The 12,968-nt window shown below is 72.0% G+C and carries 10 protein-coding genes; 8 read left to right on the top strand and 2 right to left on the bottom strand.

All coding sequences use genetic code 11. The features are described from left to right. The first annotated feature begins 119 nt into the window (after positions 1–119). Positions 120–1,178, top strand: coding sequence for a non-homologous end-joining DNA ligase (gene ligD / locus GD632_RS06595; RefSeq protein ID WP_152190063.1), 1,059 nt, complete (start codon positions 120–122; stop codon positions 1,176–1,178). A gap of 132 nt (positions 1,179–1,310) precedes the next feature. On the opposite strand, the gene GD632_RS06590 is transcribed toward ligD, so the two are convergent. Both GD632_RS06590 and GD632_RS06585 read right to left on the bottom strand, forming a co-directional pair. Further along, complete coding sequence (locus tag GD632_RS06590) at positions 1,311–1,766, bottom strand: hypothetical protein (RefSeq protein ID WP_152190061.1); 456 nt, start codon at positions 1,764–1,766, stop codon at positions 1,311–1,313. Between the two features lie 25 nt (positions 1,767–1,791). Further along, entirely contained in the window at positions 1,792–2,301 is a 510-nt protein-coding gene (locus GD632_RS06585; RefSeq protein WP_152190059.1) for a flavodoxin family protein, read from the bottom strand. 299 nt (positions 2,302–2,600) lie between these two features. Here GD632_RS06585 and GD632_RS06580 point away from each other — a divergent pair, with 299 nt between their 5' ends. The 7 genes from GD632_RS06580 to GD632_RS06550 all read left to right on the top strand — a co-directional run bounded on the left by GD632_RS06580 (position 2,601) and on the right by GD632_RS06550 (position 12,739). Then, on the top strand, positions 2,601–3,146 hold the full coding sequence (locus GD632_RS06580; RefSeq protein ID WP_152190056.1) for a DoxX family protein: 546 nt from the start codon (positions 2,601–2,603) through the stop codon (positions 3,144–3,146). Between the two features lie 84 nt (positions 3,147–3,230). Continuing rightward, a complete protein-coding gene (locus GD632_RS06575; protein WP_152190054.1) occupies positions 3,231–4,094 on the top strand; it encodes a universal stress protein in 864 nt (287 codons plus the stop codon). Between the two features lie 145 nt (positions 4,095–4,239). Continuing rightward, positions 4,240–5,238, top strand: a complete 999-nt coding sequence (locus GD632_RS06570; RefSeq protein ID WP_152190045.1) for a zinc-dependent alcohol dehydrogenase family protein — start codon at positions 4,240–4,242, stop codon at positions 5,236–5,238. 166 nt (positions 5,239–5,404) lie between these two features. Then, the gene (locus GD632_RS06565; protein WP_152190176.1) at positions 5,405–8,092 is read left to right on the top strand and encodes a cation-translocating P-type ATPase; all 2,688 of its coding nucleotides are present in this window, start codon (positions 5,405–5,407) and stop codon (positions 8,090–8,092) included. Between the two features lie 118 nt (positions 8,093–8,210). Continuing rightward, a complete protein-coding gene (locus GD632_RS06560) occupies positions 8,211–9,128 on the top strand; it encodes a universal stress protein (protein ID WP_193311377.1) in 918 nt (305 codons plus the stop codon). 58 nt (positions 9,129–9,186) lie between these two features. Beyond that, complete coding sequence (locus GD632_RS06555; RefSeq protein WP_152190041.1) at positions 9,187–11,886, top strand: cation-translocating P-type ATPase; 2,700 nt, start codon at positions 9,187–9,189, stop codon at positions 11,884–11,886. Between the two features lie 142 nt (positions 11,887–12,028). Beyond that, entirely contained in the window at positions 12,029–12,739 is a 711-nt protein-coding gene (locus tag GD632_RS06550) for a hypothetical protein (protein ID WP_152190039.1), read from the top strand. Positions 12,740–12,968 lie beyond the last annotated feature (229 nt).

Here is a 12,968-nt window from a genome sequence, read left to right as displayed (position 1 = left end):
GCTGACCGCCCGGCGGTCGTGCTCGACCCCGCGCAGAGGCCCGCACTCGGTGGAGTGCGGGCCTCCGTCGCGTCCGCCGAGCGGTGGGCCGCGGGCGAGTAGGGCGGTAGCGTCTGGCCATGGCACCGACGAAGAGCCCCGCCGTCGAGATCGACGTGGCCGGCCGCCCCGTGCGGATCACGAGCTCGGACCGCGTCATCTTCCCCGAGCCCGGCATCACCAAGCGCGAGGTCGTCGACTACTACCTCGCCGTCGGCGACGGGATCCTGCGCGCGCTCCACGAGCGGCCGGTCACCCTCGAACGCTGGCCCAAGGGCGTGCACGAGGGCATGAAGCGGGCCACCCGCAGCGACCCGCACGGGGACGCGTTCTACCAGAAACGGGTGCCCGCCAAGGGCGTGCCGGACTGGATCGAGACGGTCGAGATCGCCTTCCCGAGCGGCCGCACCGCCGACGAGCTGTGCCCCACCGAGCTCGCCGCCGTCGCCTGGGCCGTCAACCTCGGGACGATCACCTTCCACCCGTGGCCGGTGCGGCGCGACGACGTCGACCACCCCGACGAGCTGCGCATCGACCTCGACCCGCAGCCGGGTACCGACTTCGCCGACGCCGTCGAGGTCGCTGCTGTCGCGCGGGAGTACCTCGCCGAGCTCGGCTGGCGCGGGTTCCCCAAGACGTCCGGGAACCGCGGGGTCCACGTCTACGTCCGCATCGAGCCGCGGTGGGACTTCACCCAGGTGCGTCACGCCGCGATCGCCTTCGGCCGCGAGCTCGAACGGCGCATGCCCGGGAAGGTGACGACGAGCTGGTGGAAGGAGGAGCGCGGGGAGGCCATCTTCGTCGACTACAACCAGAACGCCCGCGACCGCACGATCGCCAGCGCCTACAGCATCCGTCCGCTCGCCCACGCCCCGGTGTCCGCGCCGGTCACCTGGGACGAGCTGCCCGACGTCGACCCTCGCGACCTCACCGTGCGGACCATGCCGGCCCGCTTCGCCGAGCTCGGTGACCTGCACGCCGAGATCGACGACGTCGCCCACGACCTCACGCCGCTCCTCGAGCTCTACGCCGAGCAGGAGGCCGAGGGGCACTCGGACCTGCCCTACCCGCCGGAGTACCCGAAGATGCCCGGTGAGCCGGCGCGGGTCCAACCTTCGCGGGCGAAGAAGGCGGACTGACCGGGCCGCAGCACGACGGCGAGCCGCTCGGGTCCCGGCTCCGTCGCCATGGCCGCGCCGATCACCGTCGCCCCGGGACGCTCACCGCCGGAGGCGATCCCGGTCGATGGCACCTGCCCGAGGAGCGGTCCGCTACCGGACCAGCCGCGGCCGAACGGGGAGGTCGTGGTGACCCACCGATCGGGCGGTCACGGCGATCGCGGGAGCGAGGACGGCGAGCCATGGCAGCGCCCAGGCCCACAGGCCCATGGCGAGCAGACCGCCCTTGAAGAGTGCGGCGCCGCTGAGACCGGCGAGCCGCCGGCGTGGGTCTCGCGACAGTGACAGCGCGCCGACGACGCCCTCGTAACCGATGCCGATGAGCGTTCCCCACAGCCTCGGGTGCTCCCCGAACGTGCGGTCCCACAGTCCCTCGAGCGCCGCGGAGTGCCAGGGGGACAGCTCGGTGAGCCACCTCCCCAGCTCCGGGTAGAGCTGGGGTCTGGCCGTGACGAGCACGGTGTTGACGCCGGCGCCACCGACCATCATGGCGCCCACGGCGAGGCCCACGCCCCGCGGCCAGCGAGGTGCGGGCCGTTGCGCGCTCATGTCCGGACGGGGCCCGGCCGGCCCCCTAGACACGGGAGGACTCGGGGAGGAGACCAGCCAAATGCTCCCCCCAGGTGCGTGCCCGGTCGAGCTCACCGGGCAGGAGGGGCCCCTCCTGCCCCTCGACGTAGAAGCTCTCGGGCTGGGCCACGAGGGTGCAGCCGGCGCGACGTAGCGCCTTTGCCGCCTTCTTGCTCGCGGCGCCGGGCAGGTTCGGGTGGCGCGCATGCGTGTCGAAGGCTGCCACCGAGAGGCTGAGCCCGTCACCGGCGGACTCGATCCACTCCCGGATCCCGGTGCCACCAGGGTGGCCCCCACGCCGGGCAGCGTCCTCGCGGGTCTGTGGTCGGCTCATCCCGAACGCGTGCGTGGGACCGCCGACGACGAGGAGCGCAACGTCGAGACTGCTGGCCGATGGGGCAGAGCCCACCTCAAGCGCCTCGACCTGCAGGTGAGGGGACAGGCCGGCGGCGATCGCTTCGGCAACAGCCTTGGTGTTGCCCCACATCGACTCGTAAACGATGACTGCATCCACGGTGGTGCCTCCTCACGGAGGTGAGCTGGTCGGCGTAGCGCCGGGAGGCTCACTCCTCAAGCCCTGGCGGGAAGGACCCGCTGCCCACGATCGCGGCACGTGCCGCGGGCCGGGGCCGGTGACGACCCCGGGGTCGCACGTCCAGGATCCCGCGAGATCCACGGCCGCGCCAGGACCTTTGGTCCGCACCCTTCGTGTCCGGACGGGGGGATCAGGGACCAAAGACCCTCAACCGGGCATACCGGTCGCCTCACACTGGTGAGTGAAGTTCCATCATCGACAACCAGGAGGCGAGAACGATGGGCACTTCAACCACCAGCAGGCCTACTCCCGCAGGCGTCGCCGGCCAGGAGCGCATCGTGACATCGGTCGGGGTGCGCAGAACCCTCGCCGTCGGCCGCATCATCATCGGTTGGGTCTTCCTCTGGGCGTTCATCGACAAGACGTTCGGCCTGGGTTACATGACCCCGTCGGAGCGGGCCTGGATCAACGGGGGCACCCCCGCCCAGGGCTTCATCAAGGGCATCGAGGGTCCCTTCCACGACATCTTCCAGATCTTCGCCAACCCGTTCGGCGACGTTCTCTTCATGGTCGGTCTGCTCGGTATCGGGGTGGCCATGATGCTCGGTGCCGGGCTGCGCATCGCGGCTGTGACCGGCACGCTCCTGCTGTTCTTCATGTACCTCGCCGAGCTTCCCATGGCACTCGGTGGAACCAATCCCGTGGTGGACTCCCACTGGATCGAGGCCATGCTGCTCATCATCTCCGCCGTCACCCTCGCGGGGGACACGTGGGGCATCGGACGGTGGTGGGGAGGCAAGGTCGGCAACAGCTGGCTGCGCTGACCGGCGCAGCGCCGCCCGAGGAGCTCGTACCCAGGTCGAGCTCCTCGGGTTGTACGCCACTCCTTCACGGACGAGGAGGTCCCCATGGCTCAGGACGGTGCCGGTGTGGTCGTCGTCGGCGTCGACGGCTCGGAGAAGGACGACCGTGCCGTTGACTGGGCGGCGGACGAGGCGGCAGCGACGGCGGGCCGTCTCCACATCCTGCACTCCTTCTCGTTCCTGTTCGAGGGGCTGGGGGTCGGGCCCGAGATCGATGTGCACGATCTTGGGTCTGACCTCATCGGTGGCTACCGCGAGCGTGTCCGCCAGCGGTACCCGCAGCTCGCGGTGACGACTGAGGTCCTGCTCGAGGATCCTGCCGTGGCGCTCGTCCGGGCCTCCCGCGGAGCGAGCACGGTGGTGGTCGGGGCACGCGGGCTCGGACGCGTCTCCGGACGGCTGCTCGGCTCGGTCTCCCAGAAGGTCGCGGCCCACGCCCGCGGTGTGGTGGTCGTCGTGCGAGACACTGCTGCCGCACCCGAGGGGCCCGTGGTCATCGGCGTGGACCCCGGCCACACGGACCCTCGAGTACTGGAGTTCGGGTTCACCCAGGCGTCACGGCGCGAGACGGCCGTCCGGCTCGTCCACGCGCGCCCCACCCGGATCCGTCGGCTCACCGACCCGCGGCTGCAGCGGGAGATCGCTGGTGCCGCCGAGCAGCAGGCGATGGCCCTGGCGCAGCTCGCGGAGGACTGGGCGATCCGCTTCCCCGATGTGCCGGTGGACGTCGAGGAGATCGCCCGCCACCCCGTCGAGGCCCTCACCGCGCAGAGCGCCGACGCGTGCCTCCTCGTCGTCGGGAGCCGTGCCCGCTCACGACTCCCGGGCTTGCACCTCGGGTCGGTGGCACGCGGGGTCCTCGTGGAATGTCCGGTGGTCGCCGTTGTGCGTGTCACACCGCCGCCCTGACCGATCAGGGCCCAGCCCCACTGGTGTCAGGGAGGACGGCAAGAGTCCTGGAAGGAGGTCGTCGATGACTCACACGTGGCGGGTGGTCGGCCTGTTCTCGGCGGGTCGCGACACCCTGGCGCAGCGGGCCTGAGGGGAGCCGATCGTGCTCGCCTGGGTCGTGGCTCATGCCGGTCCCGTGGGGACAGGGCCGTTGCAGCAGGTCGAGCTCCCGGAGCCTGTCCCCGGCCCGGGACAGGTGCGCGTGCGGGTGGAGGCGTGCGGCGTCTGCCGGACCGACCTGCACCTCGCGGAGGGTGATCTTGCCCCCCGCCGACCTCGAACCGTGCCGGGTCACGAGATCGTCGGCCGGGTCGACGCGCGTGGTGATGGCGCCTACCGCTTCGTGATCGGTGACCGTGTCGGGGTCGCGTGGCTGAGGGGTACGTGCGGGCGGTGCCGGTGGTGCCGCCAGGGCCGGGAGAACCTGTGTCCCGGCGCCCAGTTCACGGGGTGGGACGCAGACGGAGGCTTCGCCGAGCTGACGGTCGTCGAGGAGGCGTTCGCATACCGTCTTCCCGAGACGGTGCGAGCCGAGTCGGCCGCGCCGCTGCTGTGCTCGGGCATCGTCGGATACCGAGCCCTGCGGCGAGCGTCGCTGCCCCCGGGCGGCCGGCTCGGGCTGTACGGGTTCGGTGCGTCCGCGCACCTCGTCGCCCAGGTGGCTGTCCGGCAGGGGGCGGTCGTGCACGTCATGACGCGTGCCCCCGCGGCGCGCGCCCTGGCGCTCGAGCTCGGCGCGGCCTCCGTGGGTGAGGCGGCTGCCCCGCCACCCGAGCCGTTGGATGCTGCGATCCTCTTCGCCCCGGTCGGTGACCTGGTGCCGCCGGCACTTCGCGCGCTGGACCGGGGCGGGATCTGCGTCGTGGCCGGGATCCACCTCAGCGACATCCCGCCGCTCGTCTACGAGCGCGAGCTGTTCTACGAGAAGGAGCTGCGCAGCGTCACCGCGAACACCCGCACGGACGGTGCGGAGTTCCTCCGGCTCGCGGCGGCGCTCGACATCAGGCCGCGCACGCACACGCGCCCGCTCACCGAGGCGGCCGACACGTTGGCCGACCTCGCCGCCGACCGCTACGAAGGCGCCGCGGTCCTCGTGCCGTAGGCCTCACCCCCGAGCAGCAGAAGGAGGCGCCGTGTTCGCGAACTGGCGGCGCACCGGAGCACGTCGCGGGGCGAACGCGGGCCGAGCGGGAGAACGCGGCGACGACCGGCTCGCGCCGGGGGACCCGTCACCGGGCGATGTGGTGGCGCTCCTGCGCGAAGGCGGGGTGTCTCCCGAGCTCCGGCCCACGGTCGGGACCACGGCGGCGACCGACGTCGAGCACGGCGGCCTGTCCGACGAGGAGGCCGCCCAGCGACTCGTGCGGGACGGGGCCAACACGCTGCCCACGGTGCACGGGCCGAGCCTCTGGCGGAGGCTCGGGGCCCAGCTGGTCAACCCCTTCGGGCTGCTGCTGTGGGTGGCCGCGCTGCTCGCCGGGGTCGCGGGCATGCCTCAGCTGTCCGTCGCGATCGTCATCGTCGTGGTTCTCAACGCGGCGTTCTCGTTCCTCCAGGAGGCGCGCGCCGAGCGGGCCGCGTCCCGCCTGCGGGCGCTGCTGCCGGCGATGGTGGCGGTGCGACGCGGTGGACGGGAGACCGAGGTCGATGCCAGCGCTGTCGTGCGCGGTGACATCCTCGTGCTGCGCCCCGGGGACCGGGTGCCGGCCGACGCGACCGTCGTCGAGAGCTCCGCCCTCCTCATCGACGTCTCCACGTTCAGCGGCGAGAGCGTCCCCGTCTCCGCGCACCCCGACGACGAGGTCTTCGCGGGCACGTTCGTCGTCGAGGGCGCGGGACTCGCGGCGGTGACACGAACGGGAGCAGCGACGAAGCTCGCCGACATCACCCGGCTCACGCTGACACCCCGAGGCCATCACACGCCGCTGTCAGCCGCCCTGCGCCGGTTCGTACGGACAGTCACGGTCGTCGCGGTCGGGGTCGGCGGGGCCTTCTACGCCGGGGCGCTGCTGGTCGGGCTGTCCGGGACGGACGGGTTCATCCTGGCGATCGGTGTGGTTGTCGCGCTCGTGCCCGAAGGACTGCTGCCCACCGTCACGCTCGCGCTGGCATGGGGAGCCGAGCGGATGGCGCACCGACAGGTTCTGGTCCGGCGCCTCGAGGCCGTCGAGACGCTCGGCTCTGTCACGTTCATCTGCACGGACAAGACGGGCACACTCACCCAGAACCAGATGACCGTCGTCCAGGCGTGGACGCCCACCGGGACCGCCTCCACCCACCAACCGGGCTACGACCCCCACGGAACCGTGGAGGTCACGTCAGCTGCCCGCCCGGCCGTCGTGCGCGCCGCGCGAGCAGCGACCGCGTGCTCCGACGGCTACGTCCTGGACGATGCCGGGCAGTGGCGCAGCCACGGGGACCCGATGGAGGCCGCGCTCGACGTCCTTGCCCAACGCCTCGGGCTGGACAGCGCGGCCGAGCGCCGCACGGTGTCAGCACGGTTCCCGTTCGACGCACGCAGGCGCCGGATGTCCGTCGTCACCGGCGAGGACGTCTTCGTCAAGGGCGCCCCTGACAGCGTGCTGCCGCTCTGCAGGCACGAGTCGCTCGACGGGGCCGGGCACGCGGATGCCGCAGCAGTCGTGGAGCGGTTCACCGCGGAGGGACTGCGGGTGATTGCCGTCGCGGGCCGCTCCACCGGTGGGACCGTTCCCGGGACCGCGAGCGAAGCCGAGCGAGACCTGGAGCTGTACGGTCTCCTGGGTCTGGAGGACCCGCCACGCCCAGACGTCGCCGCAGCGCTCGACACCTGCCGGGGAGCCGGCGTCGCCGTCGCGATGGTCACCGGGGACCACCCCGTCACCGCCCGTGCGATCGCCGACGAGGTCGGGCTGCGCACCGCTGCAGACCCGGTCTACGTCGCTGACGACCTTCCGACGGAGGAAGGTGCCCTCGGCGAGCTCATCGACCACGCGGGGACCGTCATCGCCCGCGTCTCACCGGAGCAGAAGCTACGCATCGCACGGGCGCTGCGTGCACGCGGACACGTCGTCGCGATGACCGGGGACGGCGTCAACGACGGCCCGGCGCTGCACGAGGCGGACGTCGGGGTCGCGATGGGGGCGTCGGGCACCGACGTCGCGCGAGAGGCAGCCGACATCGTCCTGCTCGATGACCACTTCGGCTCGATCGTCGCCGGGATCGAGCACGGCCGCGCCACCTACGTCAACATCCGCAGGTTCATCACCTACCACCTGACGTCCAACGTCGCCGAGCTCACCCCGTTCGTCGTCTGGGCCCTCAGTGGCGGGAACTTCCCGCTGGCGCTGAGAGTCCTTCAGATCCTCGCCATCGACATCGGTACCGACACCATCACCGCCGTTGCGCTCGGCGCCGAACCACCGGCGAAGCACCTGCTCAAGGGGCCGCCGGTGCGCGGCGCCCTGCTCAACAGAACCGCCGCCCGGCGTGCCTTCGCCGTCCTCGGCCCCGCGGGCGCCGCGATGTCGATGCTGGCCTTCCTCATCACCCTGGCTGATGCGGGCTGGTCCCCAGGTGAGCCGTTCCCCGGCCCCGGTGTGCTCGCCGCCGCGTCGGGCGCGGCGTTCTTGGCGGTGATCTTCTCGCAGGTCGCCAACGCCTTCGCGTGCCGCAGCTCGAGCAGGCCCCCGTGGCACCTGGGATGGGGCGGGAACCGGCTCCTCCTCATCGCCGTGACGGCTTCGGTGTCACTCGCCCTCGTGCTGCTCTGGGTGCCTCCGCTCGCGCACGCTCTGGGGCACACGGTCCCCCCGCCGGTCGGTTGGGCGGTGGCCGCGGCCGCGGCCGGCACGACGCTGGCGGTCGATGCGCTCGACAAGCGCATGCGGAGCGCCAGCGCGAGGGACGGACGGGCCCACCACACCGATGACACCGAGATCCACGACCCGACCTGGGGACGCATCAAAGGGGAGTGAGCGATGTCCTCGGCGACAGCTCCCGCCTCGCCCCGGCAGGTCCCGCCGGGAAGCCGTAGGTCCCTTGCGTGTCGATATACCGAGGAGGACGCTGGACGCACCGACGAAGGAGACAGCGATGGATGCAGCAACGGCCCCCCAGGGAGCTGTCGTCGCCGGTGTCGACGGCTCAGCCCTCTCCACCACTGCACTCCTGTGGGCCGCAGCCGAGGCCGAACGCATCGGCGCGCCCCTGCACGTGGTCCATGCCGTCATCGACGCCCACATGACGGGCAAGCTCATGGTCCTGGGCTCCGACGGCCCTGGCGACCCGGAGGAGCTCGGCGCGCAGGTGTGTACTGACGCCGCGAGCACCGTTTCCGCTGCGCACCCCCACCTCACGGTGACCACCGAGGTCCGCGTGGGCCGGGCTGCGCCCCAGCTCATCGAGGCATCCCGGGGGGCCAGCATGGTCGTCCTGGGCGCCCGTGGACACGGGCGGGTCGGCGGCCTGCTCGTCGGCTCGGTGTCCCAGCAGGTGGCGCTGCACGCGCAGTGCACGGTCGTCGTCGTCCGCGAGACCGACACCGCCGGGCCTGTTGTCGTGGGCATGGACGGATCACAGGAGGCTGTCGAGGCACTCCGCTTCGCCCTGCGCCACGCTGCCGGGCTCGGCACCGCGGTGAGAGTCGTGCGCGCGGAGTACGTCGAGACACCACCCGGAGTCCCGACTGGCGAGTGGTACGGCAACGTCATCGACCACATCAGGGAGCTCACCGAGACAGTGCGCTCGACCGTCGACGACGCCGTGCGGGACCATCCGGAGCTCGACATCGAGCTGCGGGTCGTCCACCAGCACCCGGTCGACGCACTCATCGAGCAGTCGACGAAGGCAAGTCTGCTCGTCGTGGGAAGCCGGGGCCTGGGAGGTTTCGCCGGCCTCCTGCTCGGCTCCGTGAGCCAGGCAGTCCTCTCCCAGGCGGTGGTCCCGGTCGCCATCCTGCCCCATGCCGGCCAGCCGCGGAACGCGCCCGAGGCTCGCGGCGTCGCGAGCTGAACGCCTCCTGCCTCTGCTGGCCGAGTGCCGCCGCTCCCCTCGCGCGAAACACGACGACATGACACACGCGACCAGCCACCGACAGGAGAGCGGTGACCGTCCGCTCGTCTCTGTCCCGCACGCCCGCGACGTGGGGGAGGTCCTCGCTGAGCTCGAGGTCGACCCAGACCGCGGGCTGCCGGCCGAGGCGACGCGCGCCCGGTTGGCGATCTACGGGGGGAACAGGCTGCCCCAGGCGGAGCGTGAGTCGTGGCTGGGGAGGCTGCTCCGCCAGTTCCACGACCCCATGATCTACGTGCTCGTCGCGGCCGGCGTGCTCACCGCTCTTCTCGGCGAGTGGATCGACACCACCGTCATCCTCGCCGTCGTCGTCATCAACGCGCTGATCGGCTTCGTGCAGGAGGGCAGGGCCGAAGGGGCCCTCGAGGGTCTCCGCGACATGCTCAGCCTCGACGCCAGTGTGCGGCGAGAGGGGGCCTGGCGCACGGTGCCCGCCGAGGACCTCGTGCCCGGCGACGTCGTGCGACTGGGCCCCGGCGACAAGGTGCCCGCCGACCTGCGCCTGCTGCACACGGCCGGTCTGCGGGTCGAGGAGTCCGCCCTCACCGGTGAGTCGGTGCCCACGGCAAAAGCCAGTGAGCCGGTCGAGGCACACGCGGGCATCGGTGACCGGCGCTCGATGGGCTTCTCCGGGACCGTCGTCGTGGCGGGCTCGGGCACCGGGGTCGTCACGGCAACCGGCACCGACACACAGATCGGGCACATCTCGACGCTGCTCGACGAGGTCGAGACCCTTGAGACGCCGTTGACCCGCGAGATGACCGCGTTCAGCAAGAGGCTCTCGCTCGTCGTGGTCGTGCTCGCCGCCCTCATGTTCGGGGTCAGCGCCGTCCTGCACAACCACACCGCGGCCGAGGTGACCCTGGCAGCGATCGGGTTCGCGGTGGCGGCGATCCCGGAGGGCCTGCCCGCCGTCCTCACCATCACTCTCGCGCTGGGGGTGCAGAAGATGGCCGGGCGCAACGCCATCACCCGGCGGATGAACTCGGTGCAGACGCTCGGTTCGGTGACCGTCATCTGCTCCGACAAGACCGGCACGCTCACCCGGAACGAGATGACCGTGCGAGCGGTGGTCACGCCCGTCGGTCGTTACGACGTGGGCGGCACCGGCTACGCCCCGGACGGCGGGATCTACCGGGCGGGCACGCCCGCGCTCCTCGAGGAGGCCCCCGACCTGTGCTCCCTCGCCGAGGTGGCCGCCCGCGCGAATGACGCTGCCGTCGAGGAGCGGGACGGGCAATGGCTCCTGTCCGGGGAGCCCACCGACGGCGCGCTGCGGACCTTCGGGCTCAAGGCCGGCTTCCCCGCCGTCGAGCAGGCCCGGGTGGCCGTCGTGCCGTTCGACTCCGACTACAAGTACATGGCCACCCTCGACGACACCGGGGACCGCGGCCTGGTCGTCCACCTCAAGGGCGCTCCCGACCGGATCCTCGACCGGTGCGACACCCAGGGCACCGGCCTGGACGACACCGAGCCGCTCGACCGCCAGCGTTGGGAGCACAAGATCGACGAGCTCGGCGCGCAGGGGCTGCGTGTGCTCGCCGGCGCGGCCCGCCATACCGACAGAACCGACCTCACCACCGACGACGTCGACGGCGGCGGGTTCACGCTCCTCGGGCTCTACGGCATCCTCGACCCACCGCGTGAGGAGGCCATCGACGCGATCCGTCAGTGCCGTGAGGCCGGGATCGCGGTCAAGATGATCACCGGCGACCACATCGGCACGGCGGCGGCGATCGGGCGGGAGATGGGGATCGGCGACCGCGCCGTCACCGGCACCGAGCTGGAGGGCGCCTCCGACGGCGAGCTGGGCACCATCGCCGCGGGGCACGACATCTTCGCCCGCACGAGCCCGGAGCACAAGCTGCGTCTCGTCCGTGCACTCCAGGCTCAGCACCATGTCGTGTCGATGACCGGTGACGGCGTCAACGACGCCCCGTCACTGAAGCAGGCCGACGTCGGGGTGGCCATGGGGATCAAGGGCACCGAGGCGACCAAGGACGCGGCCGACATCGTCCTGGCCGACGACAACTTCGCCTCGATCGAGGCCGCCGTCGAGATGGGTCGCACCATCGACGACAACCTGCGCAAGGCGATCGTCTTCCTGCTGCCGACCAACGGTGCGCAGGGCTTGGTGATCTTCGTGGCACTGCTCCTGGGGATCACGTTGCCGCTGACCCCGGTCCAGGTGCTGTGGGTCAACATGATCACCGCTGTGACCCTGTCCCTGGCGCTGGCCTTCGAGCCGTCCGAGCCGGGGATCATGTCCCGCCCCCCTCGCACGCCTGGCGGCTCCATCCTCACGCGGGCGTCGCTCGCGCGAATCGGCTACGTGTCACTGCTCATCGGTGGAGCGACGATGGCCGTCTTCCTGCTCGGGGAACGGGCCGGGGCGGACCTGGAGGTGTCGCGGACGGTCGCCATCAACACCCTCGTCCTCGGCCAGATCTTCTACCTGCTGGCCAGCCGGTTCGGCAGCAGCACGAGCCTGCGACGGGAGCTCGTCACGAGCAACCCGATCTCCTGGGTGTTCATCACCCTCATGCTGGTGCTGCAGCTCCTGTTCGTCTACACGCCGTTCATGCAGGTCGCGTTCGACTCGGCCGCGGTCACCGTCGGCCAGTGGTCGATCTCGCTGGCGGTGGGCGTGGCTGTGTTCGTCGTCGTCGAGCTCGACAAGGCCCTGGAACGCCGCTGACGGAGCACGAAGCGGCGGCCGGCGGCTCCTCGGCCGGGACGTTCGGCCCTGGTGCCCGGGCGTGCGCTCGGGAAGGATGGTTGGAGCGCACCCACCAGGTCGGCGGGCGACGGCCTCCGAACGCACCAGGGGAGTGGTCGCGATGAGCCACGACGACGCCGGCCCCCAGATCCGCACCCGGCTCCGACGGCGGGAGCCCAGGTTCCCGCTCGCTGCGCTGTGGGGGGCGCTCCTCGTCGCCGGGGGCGTGCTGCTTCTCCTGGAGGAGCTGGACCTCGTCACCGACGCCCGGTTCTTCTGGGCCGGTGCCTTCGCCGCCGTCGGTGGCGTGTTCGCGGCCGCCTTCCTGCTCGGAGCGGAGGCGTGGTGGGCGGCCATCCCGTCCGGGGCGCTCTTCGGTCTGGCCGTGACGACCGCCCTCGGGGATCCGGTCGGCGATGTGGCGGAGGCAGTGTCCGGGGGCGCCTTCCTCGGCCTGCTCGGTGCCGGCTTCTGGGCCGTGTACCTGCGCGAGCGCGGTCGGTGGTGGTCGATGATCCCGGGCGGGGCGCTGGCGACGTTCGGCGCGACAGGGGCGCTGGGAGCGCTGGGCCTCAGCTCCAACGCCCAGGGTGCGGTGCTGTTCCTCGGTCTCGGGCTGACGTTCCTCCTGGTCGCGGTCCTGCCCACCGGCGGTGGCCGGAACCGGTGGGCCTTGATCCCCGGCGGCATCCTCACCGCCCTGGGGTTGCTCATCGCCGCGGGCGCGGGCGAGGTGCTCGAACTGCTGGGGTACCTGTGGCCGGTGGTGCTCATCGGCGCCGGGATCCTCCTCCTGTGGCGGACGACGACCAGGAACCGCCATCCGCGATGAGCGAGGCCTCGGGTCCGAGACGCCGACGGTCCGCCGCCGGCGGAGCCGAGCGGCGCCGGCTGCGGCGGTGGTCCGCACGCTGCGCGTTGGCCGAGGGCGTCGGCATGGCCGTGTCCGCCGCTGCCGCGGTCGCGGCTGCCGGGTTGGTGCGCGGTCCGGCGGGCGCCGTCGGTGCATGGGGCGTCATCGTGGCGGGGGGACTGGTCGAGGGGGGTGCTCTCGGAGCAGC

This window comes from Georgenia satyanarayanai (assembly GCF_009193135.1).
GTDB lineage: Bacteria > Actinomycetota > Actinomycetes > Actinomycetales > Actinomycetaceae > Oceanitalea > Oceanitalea satyanarayanai.
The sequence above is the reverse complement of the archived record's forward strand: the minus strand, read 5'-3'. Positions and strand labels throughout refer to the sequence as shown.

Excerpts from the sequence above, each read along its gene's own strand:
- ligD (WP_152190063.1), top strand. The coding sequence starts at position 120 with ATGGCACCGACGAAGAGCCCCGCCGTCGAGATCGACGTGGCCGGCCGC.
- GD632_RS06590 (WP_152190061.1), bottom strand. The coding sequence starts at position 1,766 with ATGAGCGCGCAACGGCCCGCACCTCGCTGGCCGCGGGGCGTGGGCCTC.
- GD632_RS06580 (WP_152190056.1), top strand. The coding sequence starts at position 2,601 with ATGGGCACTTCAACCACCAGCAGGCCTACTCCCGCAGGCGTCGCCGGC.
- GD632_RS06575 (WP_152190054.1), top strand. The coding sequence starts at position 3,231 with ATGGCTCAGGACGGTGCCGGTGTGGTCGTCGTCGGCGTCGACGGCTCG.
- GD632_RS06560 (WP_193311377.1), top strand. The coding sequence starts at position 8,211 with ATGGATGCAGCAACGGCCCCCCAGGGAGCTGTCGTCGCCGGTGTCGAC.
- GD632_RS06555 (WP_152190041.1), top strand. The coding sequence starts at position 9,187 with ATGACACACGCGACCAGCCACCGACAGGAGAGCGGTGACCGTCCGCTC.
- GD632_RS06550 (WP_152190039.1), top strand. The coding sequence starts at position 12,029 with ATGAGCCACGACGACGCCGGCCCCCAGATCCGCACCCGGCTCCGACGG.